The following is a 15715-nucleotide window of genomic DNA, read 5'->3' as shown; positions in this document are numbered from 1 at the left end:
GATGGAAATTTTTGATTCACACCTGCATATCATTGATAAACGGTTTCCGTTAATACCTAATCAGGGATACCTTCCAAATTATTTTTCGTGCCAAGATTATCGAAAGAGTGCCGACAAGTTGAATGTAGTGGGCGGAGCGGTCGTTTCAGGTTCATTTCAAGGCTATGACCAATCCTATTTAATAGAAGCAATCCAAACACTTGGGGAAAACTTTGTTGGAGTTACCCAGCTGCCTTTTGACACACCTGATGAAGAAATCATCAGACTGGATCAATTAGGAGTTAAAGCACTTCGATTTAATGTAAATCGTGGGGGTTCTGAAGATATTTCTCGCCTGGACTATTTTGCAAGAAAAGTTTATGAAGTAGTTAATTGGCATACAGAAATATATATAAATTCTAAACAATTGCCGGAACTGGCAGCAATCATTGAAAAACTTCCTGCTGTTTCAGTAGACCATCTTGGTTTATCGAAGGGCGGATTTAAACATCTTTTCTCATTGGTCGATCAAGGCGTGAAAGTAAAAGCAAGCGGCTTTGGAAGGATTGATTTTGACCCAATCGAAGCAATAAAAAGCATTTATTCTTTAAATCCAGATGCACTCCTGTTTGGAACTGATTTACCATCAACCAGAGCCAAAAGACCTTTTCAACTTTCAGATGTTGAGTTGATTCTCAATAACTTCGAGGAAGAACAGGCAGCAAAAATTTTATACAAAAATGCAGTTAAATGGTATTTGAAGTAAGGGGCAATATCCTTAAAAAGCCATATTTTTGGTTTAAGTGCTTATAAGAAAGAAAAAGAGAGCGAATAAATTTGATGGAGGTAGAACATGATCGGGCGCTCTAAACAAGCATTCGAAATTCACAAAAAGGAAAGGATTAACAACAACCTTCCACTTTTAGATCTTTATTTTCTTTTTAACAATTAAAAAAGAACGGGAAGGATAGTGCAGGCCTGCGTCACTTAGTTTTTGTCAACATAGCATTAGTACCCGCACTTATCGAAAAAAATACAAATAGCCTTTCAAACATCCATCATTTTTCTGGGCAACAACCGCTTGTTATGCTTATAGTCTTTATCAAAGTGCCTGTTTTTATAAATAGCCAAGCACATAGTAGAGAATTTAAAGTTAATAACCTTGGAGTGAAAAAAATGAATTTATCTATTTTAAATGCTTTTACTGACGACCCCTTCAAAGGTAATCCCGCCGCGGTTTGTTTTTTAAGGGAGATAAAGGACAATGACTGGATGCAAACCGTTGCTAAAGAGCTGAATTTACCAACAACGGCATTTATCCGTTTTTTTAATAATGAATATTACCTGCGTTGGTTTACCCCAACTACTGAAATACCCATTTGTGGACATGGAACATTGGCAAGTGCCTATTTTTTATGGGAAAAAGGATTTGTTGAAAAAGAAAAATGTATTGCTTTTCACACAAAAAGTGGAACTCTTAAAGTACAGTTATTAGATGGCTGGATCCAATTACATTTTCCTGCAATTTGCTTGGAGACGGCGGATGCACCTGATTTATTAATAAATGCTTTAGGTGTCAAATCTATATATGTCGGAAAAAGTAAATTCGATTATTTTGTTGAAGTGGAATCTGAAGAGATTGTCAGAAGTTTAAATCCCAATATCGATTTAATTGCCCAATTGCCCGTCCGCGGTGTTATTGTTACCAGTAAATCCAGTAACAGTAAATTTGACTTTGTTTCGCGGTTCTTTTCTCCAACTCAAGGCATTGCTGAAGATTATGTGAATGGTTCGTCGTATTGTTGCTTAGGTCCCTATTGGAAAAATAAATTACATAAAACAGAATTTACAGCTTATCAAGCATCGGAAAGAGGAGGAATTTTAAGAGTCAAAGTTTTGGATGACGATGTTTTACTTTCCGGTAAGGCAGTAACCATTTTGGATGGAAAATTAACAGTTTAGTAATTGTTTTCCGTCTATAAATCACCATATTATGGTATACTTTGCTCAACTGCACAAATACAGGGGGAACTTATGGCGAAAAAGATGTATTAAAGTTTTCTCTTATATGAGGGGGAATAAATTGTGAAGGTACATATATGGCATACAGGGAGAGTATACATCGATCGGGCATTAGCATTTAGAGAAAAAGGATTGCATCCCATGCCGTACACAGGGTGGCTAAGGGGGAAAGCAAAGAAAATATGGGTTCCGGTATCTTCTTATCTAATAGAGCATCCAAAAGGTTTGATATTGGTTGACACTGGTTGGCACGAGGATATAAGAGTAAATCAGAAAAAACATTTAGGCAGTTTAGCATTTTCAATGTTTAAAGGTGATCTTCCATCAGGTGAATCAATTGCCGAGAAAATTAAGGCATTTGGTATTCAAAGCAATCAAATAGATGTTGTCTTACTCACACATCTTCATTCGGATCATGTCAGTGGTTTACAGCATGTAAAAAATGCGAAAAGAATTCTTACTAGCGAAATGGAATGGAAAGCTGCTCATAAAAAACTTGGTTACGTAAAATCAATGTGGGATGGCATTTCGATTGAAACATTTTCTTTAAAAGAGATACCGTTTGGCCCATTTAAATTAGGTTTTGATTTGTTTGGAGATGGTTCGCTATTTTTAGTTCATACTCCCGGACATACTGATGGAATGTTTTCTGTATTGGTTAAAATGGAAAAAGGGTGGTTGCTATTGGCTAGTGATGTTGGATATGCTACAAAATCATGGACTGACATAATTTTACCAGGAATTACAACGAATAAAAAAGATGCAAGATCATCGTTGGAATGGATACGAGGTTTTTCAGAAAGGAACGACTGCCTTCGAGTTATTGCAAATCATGATTCTGCAGTTGTTCCTGAACTTATTGATTGAAAAAGTTTTACAGTTTAAGAGAAGACTCATAAAAATAAGTTTTTAACCGAGAAATTTTAAGACAGGGTAATTGATTTCCTTGAGAGATACAAAGGGTAAAGCAAGGGAAAACACACGATATTTCACATGGAGAAACGCGTGTGTTTTTAGTCACGGATCAAAATTCATCCCTTAGGCAAAACGTCAATGAACATTGCTGTTTCGTCACATGAATGCAGTTTTGGGCAGTTTATGCAATCTTTCCACATTTTTTGAGGCAGTTCATTTTTATCCACCCGACTAAATCCTAATTTTGAAAAAAATTCAACTTGATACGTTAAGGATATTAGTTTCGTAATTTCCAAGTTTTCCGTTTCTTTTATTATTTGCTTCACCAGTGCTTTTCCGACTCCTTTTCCGACATAAGCAGGGCTGACGGCTAATGACCGTACCTCTGCTAAATTCCGGTCAAGGATCGTCAAACTGGAAATCCCAATCACCTCATTATCTAAAACAGCTACAATGAAACTTTGCAAATTTTCATAGATGGAAGGATAAGTTCTTGGTAAAAGTTTTCCTTCCTTGGCATACTCTGATATTAATTGATAAATACTTTCTGTATCGCTCATAACCGCTTTTCGAATTAGCATTTAAAATCCCCCTGGATAATATAAGAACTGACTTATGTAAAATTCAAACGATTTACTGTAGTTAGATAGTAATAAATATACATTATAAAGAATTATTATACAATAGTTACTTGCCCAATGATTTTCTTTTTTTAAAAATTTTAATCACTTAAAATGAATGTTAAGCCGTAGTGTGAAGTGATTCTAAAACAGGGATATTCGATGAAATCTTCTCGACCGAATTCCTTTGTTTTTGGTGAATAGGGGCTTTCGAGGAGCTTTCGGTCCTTAAAATAGATTCTTTAAGTTTTCACTATTCCTATCAGGGATTTAGGTTGTATGTTAAATTTGTTTTACTCGTACAAATTAACAATTCACATAATTAAATTAAGGAGTTGAGTAAAAGAAATGGGAAAAGTTACCCCGTTTTTAATGTTTCAAGGTAAGGCTGAAGAGGCGATGGATTATTACACTTCTCTGATTGAGGGATCCGAAATAACTAGCATTATTCGTTATGGTGCCAATCAAACAGGTGAAGAGGGAAGCGTCATGCAGGCAACTTTTTCATTAAAGGGACAGGAATTTATGTGTCTGGATAGTAATATTAAACACGAGTTTACGTTTACTCCATCCTTTTCACTATTCATCACCTGTGATTCTGAGGAGGAAATTGACAGCCTTTATGAGAACTTTATTCAAGGCGGACAAGCATTAATGGCGCTTGGTGATTATGGTTTCAGCAAAAAATTTGGTTGGATTGTCGATCGGTTTGGCGTTTCATGGCAGTTTAACCTGCCATTTTAATTAAAAGCAACAATTCAGGCGGCCAAATAAAGATGCTGATGAAAAAATTATGGAACAATTGCCCTTTTTCATAAAGAAAAAGAACGGTAAATAACCGTCCTGTAAGTAGTTCAACTATTCAAATATCGTTTCAAATCATGGTAGAAGTTCTCTCTTGGTCCCATCATAATCACTAGGATCAATTGGCCGTTTGCATCTTCTTTCATTGTATAACAAAGTTCATAATTTGTTCTCAGGTGGCTAATATCAATGCAGCTATATCCCTTTAAATCCCCTTTTTTGGGATCACCTATATTTGGGTCTTGGCGAATCGTTGTAATGGCATTATGAACCTTATCGTAAAGCACCCGATCTGTTTTTCGGATTTTTTTTAATTGCTTTGCTGCAAGCCCACTTAGTTTGAAGGGCAATAAACCATTACTATTCATTTTCCTCGTCATCCTCCAGCGAATCCAAGTAGTCATCCAAACTTCCTGTAATTACTGGATTTTCCATTGTCTCTTTCTTTAGCCGATCAAGAGCATTCGGTATTTCCGACTTTATGCGGCTAAACTGCTGTATTAATTCCTCGCCACTGTATCCCTGATGCACAAGATCTTTTAAAATATCTTCTGAAAAGTCAACTATTTCATATTCAGCAGGCCGAATGATAATTTCCTTTCCGGTAAATTCAACAAGAACTTCATCAGATAGGGTCAAGGCGTTATAGAAATCCTTTGGAATTGTAATTTGTCTCTGACTGGACACTTTCACACGACGACGAACAGGCTTGCCATTGATATCACTCATGGTTTCTCTTCCTTTCAATAAAGTAGCTGATACCATAAGTTATTCCCCCTTTTTAGAAAAAACACAACTTCTTTAAAAATTTAATTATTGTTTTCTTTATTATAAAGTTTCTTTAATCTGTTGCCAATGAAAAACTTAAAAGAACGGTACGCCATCCTGAAAGCGGTCTTCTTACAATTGAACAATTGATTGCTACATACGCTTTGCATGCAAACCATCATTTTGCACAGATTACAGCTTAAAAAAACAAAAAGGATGGTAAAATTTAAGAGGAGAGAATGGGCAATGTTCGTTGTCCTATAAATATTGTTTTACTTTTGCAGAGGGGGTAAAAAATTGATCATAAAAAAACTTGTAAGAATGGGATGATTCGTGTAATAAGAGTCGTTTTTTTACCGAAATTTGAAAAATACGCAATAATGCATATCCATTCCAGTTTAGGAATGGATGTGCATTTGTTTTGGGTATTTATGATTTTTTAAATACTTTGGCCAAAAGAAAGCTAATTGCTTGTAGCCCCGCCAAAAGCGGTTTGCGTTGATTAGAGGTGAGAGAAATTGAGAAAAAGAGTGGGATGCTTACACGCTCATTATTCGAACATAGAATATATTGAAAATGTGTTTTCTCCATTTGATGTTGAATTAATCCATTTTGTTGATCCCGGATTAATGTATCAAGTAATGCATAATGAAAACGTTAAAAAGGCAGATGCTCAAAGCAAAGTTAAAGAGCAAATAGAATGGATTGCCCAATGCCATGTTGAGGCTATCCTTATTACTTGTACAAACTATATTGTCATTTTGCAAGAAGTGCAACTCTCCATATCTGTACCGATTATAAAAATCGATGAACCTTTTTTTGAACAGATCTGCACTATCCAAAAACCTCAGATTATCCTGTTTTCAAACCCTGCAACGGTTGAAGGGACAATGGAACGCCTTTATCATTTTGCCAGGGACAACAACAAATCGTTAGATATAGAGATTATGATCTTAAACAACACATTTGAACTGATTATGCAGGGGCGAAAAAAAGAATACAATCAAGAAATTACTAAATTTTTAAATAATATTATAGAAAAGGAAGACAAAGTAATATCAGTTGCCCAATTATCGATGGTTGAAGCATCCCGGCAAGTAGAAAAAACGACATCCATGGCTATAATCAATCCGCTGCATACGTTAGTCTCTTCCATTGTTAATCGATTTGATTTGCAGAAGAAGAAGCAATGATAGGGATACATGTGGGTTCATCAAGTACATGGAGTTATTGTTCAATATGGACGATCATTTTACATTATTGGATAACCGAAGAAGCAACATTTCCTATTCAAAAAGTTGAAATGATGCTGTTATCCTTTTCTTTATTATTGGTTTGGATCTTATTGGCGTTTTATGGATCTATTTTGGGATGGTGCACTTAAAAAATCGAAAAACAACCTGACAAAAAAGGTTATTCAGCTTAATGGTCGAATTTTTCCTATTAAAGAAGATATGTAAAGGGAGAATGTTATGCTGAAAAAGGATAGGGGGAGTTCGTCTGATGAGTGAAATAAGGAATTGGAAGAATCAGGAGGGGCTGATTACAGAATCGGCTTGGCTATCGGAGGGAATTCGGATTTTTCGAAAACTAGTAAATGAGAATCCTGAGAACATAGAATACAAGACTGATTTGGCAAGGCTTTTGATTCGTAGTGGATCGGATGAAAAGCTAAGATATGTTCATTTAACAAATGCACAACGTTTATTTGAAGAGGTGTTAGAGCTTTTCCCACATGATGCAGAGGCATTATATCGCTTGGGCCATATCTGTTATGAAAAGGAGAAATTCGACAAGTGTATTGCTTATTTTTTGGAAGCTTTAGAACAGCCGTTGTCGGAAACGAGAAGATTTCGAGTGTATTCCACTGTTTCTAAAGCCTACTACCATATTTGCAAATATGATATGTCACATTCCTTTTTGCAAAAATCGATTGAAGCCGATAAAGAACGGAATTTTACCAATGAAATTGAAGAGATCAAACGGTTCATTACGGAAGATGGCCGAAGCAGAAAACTAGTACAGTTCGCCGACGGCGCAACCCTACTTATTACAACAGGGGAAGTCGAAAGTTTTAAGGTCGATGCTGAATCGGATCATGAAGCCGTATTGGATTTAAGCCATTTTTATCCGACGTTTTATGGTCCTAGCGATTGTAAACGTTTAGAACCGAAAGAAGCCGAAATTCTGCGGTGCTTGATTGAGCGGAAAAATCGTTTTGTTCGGAAGGAAGAATTGGTGAATTTATGGGAAGAGGGCGAACAACCCCAAATGGCCACCATCAAATCATATATTTCAAAGATCCGAACAAAGGTAAAGGCTTGCTTACTAGAGGAAAATAGCGAAATTATTTTAGGGAAGAGAGGGGGCGGCTATCAGTGGACGTGTTCCGTTCCAACAAATCTTATCAAACAATTATAAACTTGGAAAATGGAAGGTTGGGTCGATCCCAACCTTCTTGTTTTAATATTAGGGTAGTAAATGAAAGGAGTGAACAAGGATGATCAACGTATTTGTTTATGGAACTTTACGCAAAGGAGAATCAAATTCAGGATTTTTAAAAAACGCAGCCTGTATCGCGGAGCAATGCTGGACGGATGGATTGCTGTATGATAGCGGTTATGGTTATCCAGCAATGAAACAATCAAGGGGTTTTCGCACTTATGGTGAACTATATTCTGTCACAAAAGAGGAACTGAGGAGACTTGACCAATTAGAGGGCTTTACTCCTGGAGGAACAAACAACTTATATGAAAGAGTGACGCAAACTGTCTATACAGACAACGGCATGACAAATGCATATGTGTTTGTGGCGGGAAATGCTGATTTGTTCAAAAAGAAAATACGAAACGACGATTGGAAGGAATACAATCTCCAGTCTGGAAAAAATCATTCGGTGCTTTATTTTGCCTATGGAAGCTGCATGGATCACAAACGATTCACTGAGAAGGGATGCGCTCATTACTTTCAAAACATGGTAGGGGTGGGTGTGTTAGCGAACTATACCTTAAGGTTTACCAGGAAATCATCAGAAGATGGTATGGGTCGTGCAGATGTTGTGGAAGAAGGCGGAATCGTCGAAGGAAAAGTCTATGATCTACCTGTTGAAGCGTTAGATAACTATTTATACAAACGCGAAGGCGCACCAACTGCGTATCGGCCCACATTTGTAACGATTGAGGTGGACGGGAAGCAAGTCGAGGCATTAACCTTTGTTGTGAAAAATAAAGCAGAAGAAACGGCACCTCCCTTTTGGTATGAAGAAGAAATTCTTCGAGGTGCAGAAGGTTGGTTGACTGCAAGCTATATTTCCAACCTTAAAGATCACATAAACTTTTTAAGAAAATCGAAAAATGGAGGAATGTAAAATGGGTGCAAGTACTTGTCAAATCTTGGTCGGGAAAAAGCATTCTTATGATGGCGGAATCATCAATATTACTCATCAACTGTATTTGTCGGAAAATGATCGTCCTGCATGGGTTCTTACACCTGTTAGGACAGAAATGGAAAAGTCAACGCAACAAAAAATCGTTTGGATTCCAACTTTGAAAAATATGCTAGAAGATGCATTGGTTATGATTGGATTGTATGTTTTAAAAGATGAGCCGTTACGTACCTTGGCCAATCAATTTTTTCAGAATCCAAAAAAGCTTTTCATCGAATTGTACAAAGAGATTCCATCTGAAGACTTACAAAAACTGTATGAACAAGCGAGGAAAATAGAAAGCGCTCATAAGATTATTGTCTCTGTTTTCCACGGTTCATCCATATTGAGTCAACTACCCATTTTGAAAAATTATCAAAATGATGTGGAGGTATGCACATCCGTTTTTTCGAAGGAATTTTCGCTTTGGACCAGGAAGTTTGAAGAAATTGGTGATTTAGAGTGAATTCAAATTTAAAAGGTATAGTTCTGCACCGAAGAAGGAAAATAATGAATGGTGTTGGAAAACAACGTCATAACAGCAACATTCTTCCGTTTTTCAACACCCGAAGTTACTTATACGAGGTGGAGCACACATGACCAATCGCAATGACAATCGTAAACAGCCGCATACTGGCGGAAGCAAAGCTGCCGATACGGAATTCGCAGCAGAGTTTTCTCAAAGTAAAAAAGCCCGAAAAAAAGCGGCAAGAGAAAGCAAAAATCAGTAAACTGGAAAAAGGATAACCACCTGACTAGCTGGTTATCCTTTTTTATTATATTCGAACCTTCTGATGAACATAAAATAGCAGCGTGGCCTTTTTGATAAAATGAATGTGAAAAAGGATTTTATTCTTTTTTGACGAAATTAATCAATTAGTATCGTCCCACATATGTAAGAAGGTATTGCAAATGTATTTCAGAAGCAGGTAATTTTTTACCATTACAGAATGGCTCATAAAAAACCTTGAGCCATTCATTCTATTTTGGCAAATGCAATGGCTATTGCTTTCGCAAGTTTCCGAGTTCTTCGACAAGGGCTTGCATTTCGTTTGGACTGAAGGAATTTTTTTTCATGACCATTTCGTAAATTTCCTTCAATTCCTCGTACATTTCCTCATCGAAGTGGGATGGTTTGATCGCTCCCAAGTTTAATACTTTTAGTTTTTCCTTAATAGCTTCAATCATATATTCAACATTTTCAACGGTTTTTATCGATAAATCCATGCTTGTCATCCTCTCCGCTTTTTACTTTCATCTTTCCACGTTCCGTTCCAATTGTCAATCATCGAAAACAGCAGTGAAATCCCTGCATAGGTTGAACTGCATCGAAGAAAATGAAAAGAGAATCATTTTTGCAATTGTGACTGTGCAAGTTTTATACTGAATTTATGTTTGTCCCGCTCAGTTCGCGGGAAGAAAATCATACAGAACATGATAAGATTTTTATCTTGTTTAAGGAGAGGTATCCATGGCAAATTCAAACAAGTTCTGGAAAGGCATGTTAATTGGAGCATTGGCAGGCGGGGCATTAAGTTTATTGGACAAAGAAACGAGAGCGGCAATGAAAGAAAACTGGAAAAGGGCTGCACATGGGACAGCAGAGATGGTGAGAAATCCGAAACAAGTGACAAGCCAAATCAAGGAAACTGCCCAAAGAGTACGGACGACAGTCGAGCAAGTTGGGGAAGATTTGGCGTTCATCGCGGAAAAAGTGGAAGAGCTAAAGGAGACAACACCGCAAGTAACGAAGCTTCTCAAAGAAACAAAAGACACTTTTACAAAAAAGGAAGATGATCTGGATAACCAGCAAGTGATTTAAAACGAAAGAGGTGGAATAGTGGGGAAATTAGATGATCTGAATTCTTCATTGGTAAAAAAGCTGTGGCATCGAATTCAAGAGGATGATTTGCCAGGCATGTCAGCACAATTGGCCTACTATTTTCTTTTTTCGCTGTTCCCATTTCTTATTTTTTTATTTACATTGCTTCCCTACTTATCCATTTCCCAGCATTATATGCTTAGCCTGCTAAATGGATTTGCCCCAACAGAAGCGATGAATTTAATTGAAAAAAATTTAAACGATATTATGGATCATCGTCGCGGCGGGCTGCTTTCTTTCGGAATTATCGGAACGATTTGGTCAGCATCAAACGGGGTCAATGCCATTGTTCTCGCGTTTAATAAAGCGTACAATGTGAAGGAAACCCGCTCCTTTATCGTATCAAGAGGGATGGCGGTTTTATTAACGTTCGGCATGGTGTTTGTCCTGATTGCCGCCGTGCTTTTACCAGTATTCGGGAGACAGATCGGCGTTTTTCTGTTTTCACAATTTGGCTTTACAAACGAATTTCTTGTTGTCTGGAATATGCTGCGCTGGATCGTTAGTGCTGTCATCTTGTTCCTGATCTTCACCGTTTTGTACTGGATTGCGCCAAACGTGAAATTGCGCTGCAAAAGTGCTTTTCCGGGAGCTGCCTTTTCGACGGTCGGCTGGATCGTATCTTCTTGGGCGCTTTCCTTTTATGTTGGCAATTTTGCGCATTACTCAAACACATATGGCAGTATTGGAGCCATTATCGTGTTAATGACCTGGATGTATATGACCGCATTTATTATTATTTTAGGCGGGGAAATCAATGCGTTTTACAGTGAAAAAAATAAACAGAAATGCGACTAGCCTCCATAACTTTCCTTCATGAAATTGCGAAAGATGACGACACTAAAAAACGGGGAACCAAGCCAACTTTCATGGAGGTTGATGCAAAATGACAAAACATACGAAAAAAGATGGCGGTACAAAGCAAAAAGGCAAAAGCCGTCCAAAGCATAAAACATCCGGCTCAGCAAACGGATCCAATGGATATCATTAAAAAAGGACCGACTCAGTCGGTCCTTTTCATTTTCATCGCAAGCAGCACAGCGGCAGGATGTGGTGACAACGAGTGGTAACTTCCGTCAAAGGGACTCACCATTTATTTTAACAGCCGCAAGCTGTTCAAGATCACAAGAATGGTGCTTCCTTCATGGCCGATGACACCAAAAGGCAAATCGAGAGCTTGAATAAAATTGGATGAAATGAGCAGCGCGATTACGGTGATGGAAAAGATAACGTTTTGCTTAATAATCCGGTTCATCCGTTTCGACAGCTGGATGGCCTCGGCAATCCGTGGGAGATCATTTTTCATTAAAACAATATCCGCCGTTTCGAGCGCTACATCAGTGCCTTCACCCATGGCTATGCCTACATTTGCTAGAGCTAGAGCCGGAGCGTCATTGATCCCATCGCCGACCATGGCAACCGTTTGAAATCTTTTCTTTAATTCTTTTACTTGTTCGACCTTTTCCTCAGGCAAGCACTCGGCAAAAAACTCGTCAACATGGCTTTCGGCCGCAATCGCTTGGGCTGTTTTCTCGCTGTCGCCTGTCAGCATTACCGTATAAATGCCTGCCCTTTTCAAATCGTCAATCGCTGCTTTTGTTTCTTCTCTTACCGTATCTTTCAGGGCAAACATGCCGCAAACTTCTTCATTCACTTGCACAAAAACAAGGGTATTTCCGCGGCTGGCCCATTCTTCTGCTTTTCCTGCTGCAAAGGCTTCCGCAGCCTCTTTGCCGCCGACAAAATCCATTTTGCCAATTTTCCACTCTTCCTCACCGATTTTGGCCTTGACCCCTTTGCCTGGGAAATCTTGAAGGCTATCCGGGTGAAAAAGCTTGTTGCTGCTATTGCTTTTGGCGTATTTGACAATGGCCTGGGCAAGCGGATGGTTTGAGAAGTTTTCAATAGATGCCGCCTTTAAAATAAACTCCTCGCGATCAAGCCCTTCTTTTACAATCACTTCTGTTACTTCCGGTTTCCCTTTTGTCAAGGTGCCTGTTTTATCAAAAGCAATGGCTTCCAAGTGGCCTAAGTTTTCCAAATGGACGCCGCCTTTCACCAAAATGCCGTGCCGGGCGCCGCGTGAGATCGCGGACAAAGTTGCCGGCATGATTGACGCGACAAGGGCACATGGCGAGGCAACAACCAATAAAATCATCGCTCGGTAGAATGTTTCCGTCCAGCTCCAGCCTAGCAGAAAGTGGGGGAGAAACATCATCAAAACAACAACAGCAAGCACGGCTTTAACATAAGTTCCTTCAAAGCGTTCAATAAAAAGCTGTGATGGCGATTTTTCACTTTGCGCTGACTGGACGAGTTCGATAATTTTGCTAAACAACGTTTCAGTGCTTTTTTTCGTGACTTTTACGGTGATCGAGCCTGTTAAATTGACAGTGCCGGCAAATACTTCATCCTCATTTTCTTTTGAGACAGGCATTGACTCGCCTGTGATCGCTGCCTCATCAATATTCGTATGCCCTTTTACAATCGCCCCGTCTGCTGGAATCCGCTCGCCTGGTTTAACGAGAATCTGATCGCCGGCATCCAGCTCGGAAACCGGAACTTTTTTTTCAATCCCGTTGTTGATGAGCAGGGCTTCTTCGGGCTGAAGCTTCATCAAGGACGAAATATCTTTATGACTTTTGTTCATTGTATACGTTTCAAGGGCGCCGCTGAGCGAGAAAATAAAGATTAAAATCGCACCCTCCGCCCAGTAGCCAATAATCGCCGAACCAATGGCAGCAAAAATCATCAGCATTTCAACATTTAATTCTTTCGTTTCAATGGTTGTTTCAATACCTTCTTTTGCCTTTGCGAATCCGCCGATGACAAACGAAAGCAGAAACATTAGGACTGCGGCCGTGCTGAAATCCCCTTTCTCAAGCAACCAGCCAGCCGCGATCAGAACCCCGCTTGTAATTGCAGCAATTAATTCGGCAAGTGGTTTGATCTTTTCCGTAAACGTCGCCGGCTGCTCCTTTCTTTTTGTTAACCCCTCTGTATGACAACCCATAGTTATCCCCTCCGCTACATTTTGTTGAGAAAAAGAATCAACGTCATTACCCCTAAAAAAGACGAAAGCTGTCATCTAAAGAGATGACAGCAAAAAGTGACTTATTCGATTCTCATTTATCATATCATATTTTCGTTTGTAGAGGTTAGAAAAATGCTTTTTTGGTCTTTTAAATGAGTCACTTGAGGTACGTAACCCAGAAGGAAAAGCTTATTTTCTTAACTTTTCTTTGGGACCATTTCTTTTCGTCGCTTCATAATAAAAAGGGTAACAAGAATCGTTAATACGCTCGTTACTTGAGCACTGCGCAAGCCAAAAAAGATTAAGATACTATCGCCGCGGACGAATTCCAATGAAAAGCGGACAATCGAATAGAGAATGAGCATCCATAGAAATTTAAAACCTTCAGGCAACTTGTCTTTTTTTACGGCAAGCAAAAACCACATGATCAGTAAATCCCCTAATGCTTCATACAAAACGGCTGGAACAAGGGGGACAGGACCGTTTGCAATGTAGGCGTCTGTTCCCGGCTGTTGATAAACAAAACCAAACCTTTCGGAAACAATCCCATATTCACCACCGGACAAGAAATCACCGATACGGCCGATCGCCATCCCGAGAATAAGTCCTGGCGCAAGTATATCGGCAAGTTGCCAAACGGAAATATTTCGTTTCTTCGCAAACCAAATGCCAATGGCAATCCCGCCCAAAATCCCTCCTTGAATCGCCAGGCCACCTTCCCAAACAGCAAGGATTTTCGCCGGGTTGCTCGCATAATAGCCGATGTTCAGAATGACATACCATAAGCGTGCCCCCAAAACGCCGCCAATGATTGCATAAATCATGAAATCCAACACAATTTCAGAGTCAAAACCTTGCCGCTTCGCGAGCCGGACAGATAGCCACATCCCGACTAAAAACGCAACGGCAATTCCGACCCCGTGTGTTGCAATCTTAAAACCGCCAATACTAACTAAATCATTTCCAATCATGTCATTACCACCCCTTCTTTTTTGAATGTGACTAGGGGGATTGTAGCAAAAAAATGTGAAAAATTAATGAATTTTTTTCTGGGACATTTTTCTTTTTTCGCGTCCATCAAATCAAAAGCAATTTATTGGCTTCGGTTGGATAGAATAGAATAGAGCCCAATCAAACAAATTCCTGTAAAAGGTTGGTGGGAAAATCGTGGTAAATAAAGTGTTTATGTTAATGACTTTTATTGGTGTACCTTTGTCCGTGATGGGAACATGGCTGCACTGGTCAAATATTGTGTTGTTTAGTTTGTACTGTTTGACGATCATTGCTTTGGCCAGTTACATGGGAAGAGCAACGGAAAGCCTTGCAATTGTTTCCGGTCCGCGGATCGGCGGCCTTTTGAATGCAACGTTTGGAAACGCTGTCGAATTGATCATTTCAATTTTCGCCTTAAAAGAGGGGCTTGTGGCTGTTGTGTTAGCTTCATTGACGGGGTCTGTACTCGGCAATCTGCTCCTTGTTGCTGGTCTTTCGTTCTTTATCGGCGGACTGAAGTTTAAACGCCAGGAATTTAATATTTTTGATGCCCGGCATAATTCCGGCCTGTTAATGTTTGCGGTCATCGTCGCTTTTGTGATTCCGGAAGTTTTTTCATTGAATTTGAAAAACAGTGAAACCTTGTCCTTAAGCATTGGTATTTCAATTGTTCTCATCATTCTCTATCTGGCCGCTTTATTTTTTAAACTTGTGACCCATCGCGGTGTTTATCAGCATGAATCCGAAGAAGTGCAGCATGCTAGAGAAAAGCCTGAGTGGGGGAAATGGAAGGCCATGGCGATTTTAGCCGCGGCAACATTGGCAGTAGCCTATCTATCCGAACATCTTGTCAAAACCTTTGAATATGTTGCGGACACTTTTGGCTGGTCCGAATTGTTTATCGGTGTCATAATTGTAGCGATTGTTGGCAATGCGGCTGAGCATGCTTCCGCCGTTCTAATGGCTTTCAAAAATAAAATGGATATCGCCGTGGAGATCGCTATCGGATCAACGCTGCAAGTCGCAATGTTTGTCCTTCCCGTCCTTGTCCTGATCTCGCTCCTCTTTGAACAAACGATGCCGCTATTATTCAGCTGGCCGGAATTAATTTCCATGGCCTCGTCTGTATTGTTGATGGTGGTGATCTCCAATGATGGTGAATCCAATTGGTTCGAAGGATTAACCTTGATTGCCGCCTATTTTATTATGGGCCTCGGATTTTTTCTTCTATAAAAAACAAAGACTCTGTGCCAAAGTCAGCGCAGAGTCTTCTT

The 15715-nt window shown here is 39.3% G+C and carries 18 protein-coding genes; 12 read left to right on the top strand and 6 right to left on the bottom strand.

Annotation, left to right across the window (positions count from 1 at the left end):
• Position 1: 1 nt before the first annotated feature.
• From ACQYAD_RS01740 to ACQYAD_RS01730, 3 genes are all read left to right on the top strand, one after another.
• Positions 2 to 745, top strand: coding sequence for an amidohydrolase family protein (locus tag ACQYAD_RS01740; RefSeq protein WP_430234902.1), 744 nt, complete (start codon positions 2 to 4; stop codon positions 743 to 745).
• A gap of 410 nt (positions 746 to 1155) precedes the next feature.
• Positions 1156 to 1941: a PhzF family phenazine biosynthesis protein gene (locus tag ACQYAD_RS01735; protein ID WP_430234900.1), complete on the top strand. Its 786-nt coding sequence runs from the start codon at positions 1156 to 1158 to the stop codon at positions 1939 to 1941.
• 123 nt (positions 1942 to 2064) lie between these two features.
• A complete protein-coding gene (locus ACQYAD_RS01730) occupies positions 2065 to 2868 on the top strand; it encodes an N-acyl homoserine lactonase family protein (protein WP_430234898.1) in 804 nt (267 codons plus the stop codon).
• A gap of 164 nt (positions 2869 to 3032) precedes the next feature.
• Here the strand turns inward: ACQYAD_RS01730 and ACQYAD_RS01725 are convergent, their stop codons facing one another.
• Positions 3033 to 3497: an N-acetyltransferase gene (locus tag ACQYAD_RS01725; protein WP_430234896.1), complete on the bottom strand. Its 465-nt coding sequence runs from the start codon at positions 3495 to 3497 to the stop codon at positions 3033 to 3035.
• 387 nt (positions 3498 to 3884) lie between these two features.
• Between ACQYAD_RS01725 and ACQYAD_RS01720 the strand changes: the two genes are divergently transcribed.
• Positions 3885 to 4280 (top strand): VOC family protein, encoded by a 396-nt coding sequence (locus tag ACQYAD_RS01720; protein ID WP_430234894.1) that lies wholly within the window; start codon positions 3885 to 3887, stop codon positions 4278 to 4280.
• Positions 4281 to 4390: 110 nt separating this feature from the next.
• Here the strand turns inward: ACQYAD_RS01720 and ACQYAD_RS01715 are convergent, their stop codons facing one another.
• Both ACQYAD_RS01715 and ACQYAD_RS01710 read right to left on the bottom strand, forming a co-directional pair.
• Positions 4391 to 4708 (bottom strand): type II toxin-antitoxin system RelE/ParE family toxin, encoded by a 318-nt coding sequence (locus tag ACQYAD_RS01715; protein ID WP_430234892.1) that lies wholly within the window; start codon positions 4706 to 4708, stop codon positions 4391 to 4393.
• A complete protein-coding gene (locus tag ACQYAD_RS01710) occupies positions 4701 to 5105 on the bottom strand; it encodes an AbrB/MazE/SpoVT family DNA-binding domain-containing protein (protein WP_430234890.1) in 405 nt (134 codons plus the stop codon). Before ACQYAD_RS01710 ends, ACQYAD_RS01715 begins: the two co-directional genes overlap by 8 nt.
• 521 nt (positions 5106 to 5626) lie before the next feature.
• Here ACQYAD_RS01710 and ACQYAD_RS01705 point away from each other — a divergent pair.
• The 5 genes from ACQYAD_RS01705 to ACQYAD_RS01685 all read left to right on the top strand — a co-directional run bounded on the left by ACQYAD_RS01705 (position 5627) and on the right by ACQYAD_RS01685 (position 9263).
• Positions 5627 to 6301: a hypothetical protein gene (locus tag ACQYAD_RS01705; RefSeq protein ID WP_430234888.1), complete on the top strand. Its 675-nt coding sequence runs from the start codon at positions 5627 to 5629 to the stop codon at positions 6299 to 6301.
• Positions 6302 to 6611: 310 nt separating this feature from the next.
• Positions 6612 to 7529 carry a winged helix-turn-helix domain-containing protein gene (locus tag ACQYAD_RS01700; protein ID WP_430234886.1) on the top strand — a complete coding sequence of 306 codons (918 nt, stop codon included), beginning with the start codon at positions 6612 to 6614 and terminating at the stop codon, positions 7527 to 7529.
• A gap of 79 nt (positions 7530 to 7608) precedes the next feature.
• Positions 7609 to 8475, top strand: a complete 867-nt coding sequence (locus ACQYAD_RS01695) for a gamma-glutamylcyclotransferase (RefSeq protein WP_430234884.1) — start codon at positions 7609 to 7611, stop codon at positions 8473 to 8475.
• Between the two features lies 1 nt (position 8476).
• Positions 8477 to 8998 carry a hypothetical protein gene (locus ACQYAD_RS01690; RefSeq protein WP_430234882.1) on the top strand — a complete coding sequence of 174 codons (522 nt, stop codon included), beginning with the start codon at positions 8477 to 8479 and terminating at the stop codon, positions 8996 to 8998.
• A gap of 130 nt (positions 8999 to 9128) precedes the next feature.
• Entirely contained in the window at positions 9129 to 9263 is a 135-nt protein-coding gene (locus tag ACQYAD_RS01685; RefSeq protein WP_430234880.1) for a hypothetical protein, read from the top strand.
• Between the two features lie 271 nt (positions 9264 to 9534).
• On the opposite strand, the gene ACQYAD_RS01680 is transcribed toward ACQYAD_RS01685, so the two are convergent.
• Positions 9535 to 9759, bottom strand: a complete 225-nt coding sequence (locus ACQYAD_RS01680; protein WP_430234878.1) for a DUF1128 domain-containing protein — start codon at positions 9757 to 9759, stop codon at positions 9535 to 9537.
• A gap of 244 nt (positions 9760 to 10003) precedes the next feature.
• Here ACQYAD_RS01680 and ACQYAD_RS01675 point away from each other — a divergent pair, with 244 nt between their 5' ends.
• Both ACQYAD_RS01675 and ACQYAD_RS01670 read left to right on the top strand, forming a co-directional pair.
• On the top strand, positions 10004 to 10354 hold the full coding sequence (locus ACQYAD_RS01675; RefSeq protein ID WP_430234876.1) for a YtxH domain-containing protein: 351 nt from the start codon (positions 10004 to 10006) through the stop codon (positions 10352 to 10354).
• An 18-nt stretch (positions 10355 to 10372) separates the two neighbouring features.
• Positions 10373 to 11212, top strand: coding sequence for a YihY/virulence factor BrkB family protein (locus tag ACQYAD_RS01670; RefSeq protein ID WP_430234874.1), 840 nt, complete (start codon positions 10373 to 10375; stop codon positions 11210 to 11212).
• A gap of 295 nt (positions 11213 to 11507) precedes the next feature.
• Here the strand turns inward: ACQYAD_RS01670 and ACQYAD_RS01665 are convergent, their stop codons facing one another.
• Both ACQYAD_RS01665 and lgt read right to left on the bottom strand, forming a co-directional pair.
• On the bottom strand, positions 11508 to 13427 hold the full coding sequence (locus ACQYAD_RS01665) for a heavy metal translocating P-type ATPase (RefSeq protein ID WP_430234872.1): 1920 nt from the start codon (positions 13425 to 13427) through the stop codon (positions 11508 to 11510).
• Between the two features lie 218 nt (positions 13428 to 13645).
• Positions 13646 to 14419 carry a prolipoprotein diacylglyceryl transferase gene (gene lgt / locus ACQYAD_RS01660; RefSeq protein WP_430234870.1) on the bottom strand — a complete coding sequence of 258 codons (774 nt, stop codon included), beginning with the start codon at positions 14417 to 14419 and terminating at the stop codon, positions 13646 to 13648.
• A gap of 214 nt (positions 14420 to 14633) precedes the next feature.
• Between lgt and cax the strand changes: the two genes are divergently transcribed.
• Positions 14634 to 15674, top strand: coding sequence for a calcium/proton exchanger (cax, locus tag ACQYAD_RS01655; RefSeq protein ID WP_430235183.1), 1041 nt, complete (start codon positions 14634 to 14636; stop codon positions 15672 to 15674).
• Positions 15675 to 15715 lie beyond the last annotated feature (41 nt).

Origin of the sequence: Neobacillus sp. SM06, assembly GCF_050496765.1 — a bacterium.
In the GTDB taxonomy this organism is placed as follows: Bacteria; Bacillota; Bacilli; order Bacillales; family Cytobacillaceae; genus JAEVLT01.
This window is presented reverse-complemented; position numbering and strand designations above follow the sequence as displayed.

Bases quoted from the DNA above. Each gene is read 5' to 3' on its own strand.
- ACQYAD_RS01740 (WP_430234902.1), top strand. From the start codon at position 2: ATGGAAATTTTTGATTCACACCTGCATATCATTGATAAACGGTTTCCG.
- ACQYAD_RS01735 (WP_430234900.1), top strand. From the start codon at position 1,156: ATGAATTTATCTATTTTAAATGCTTTTACTGACGACCCCTTCAAAGGT.
- ACQYAD_RS01725 (WP_430234896.1), bottom strand. From the start codon at position 3,497: ATGCTAATTCGAAAAGCGGTTATGAGCGATACAGAAAGTATTTATCAA.
- ACQYAD_RS01720 (WP_430234894.1), top strand. From the start codon at position 3,885: ATGGGAAAAGTTACCCCGTTTTTAATGTTTCAAGGTAAGGCTGAAGAG.
- ACQYAD_RS01715 (WP_430234892.1), bottom strand. From the start codon at position 4,708: ATGAATAGTAATGGTTTATTGCCCTTCAAACTAAGTGGGCTTGCAGCA.
- ACQYAD_RS01710 (WP_430234890.1), bottom strand. From the start codon at position 5,105: ATGGTATCAGCTACTTTATTGAAAGGAAGAGAAACCATGAGTGATATC.
- ACQYAD_RS01700 (WP_430234886.1), top strand. From the start codon at position 6,612: ATGAGTGAAATAAGGAATTGGAAGAATCAGGAGGGGCTGATTACAGAA.
- ACQYAD_RS01695 (WP_430234884.1), top strand. From the start codon at position 7,609: ATGATCAACGTATTTGTTTATGGAACTTTACGCAAAGGAGAATCAAAT.
- ACQYAD_RS01690 (WP_430234882.1), top strand. From the start codon at position 8,477: ATGGGTGCAAGTACTTGTCAAATCTTGGTCGGGAAAAAGCATTCTTAT.
- ACQYAD_RS01685 (WP_430234880.1), top strand. From the start codon at position 9,129: ATGACCAATCGCAATGACAATCGTAAACAGCCGCATACTGGCGGAAGC.
- ACQYAD_RS01680 (WP_430234878.1), bottom strand. From the start codon at position 9,759: ATGGATTTATCGATAAAAACCGTTGAAAATGTTGAATATATGATTGAA.
- ACQYAD_RS01675 (WP_430234876.1), top strand. From the start codon at position 10,004: ATGGCAAATTCAAACAAGTTCTGGAAAGGCATGTTAATTGGAGCATTG.
- ACQYAD_RS01665 (WP_430234872.1), bottom strand. From the start codon at position 13,427: ATGGGTTGTCATACAGAGGGGTTAACAAAAAGAAAGGAGCAGCCGGCG.
- lgt (WP_430234870.1), bottom strand. From the start codon at position 14,419: ATGATTGGAAATGATTTAGTTAGTATTGGCGGTTTTAAGATTGCAACA.
- cax (WP_430235183.1), top strand. From the start codon at position 14,634: ATGTTAATGACTTTTATTGGTGTACCTTTGTCCGTGATGGGAACATGG.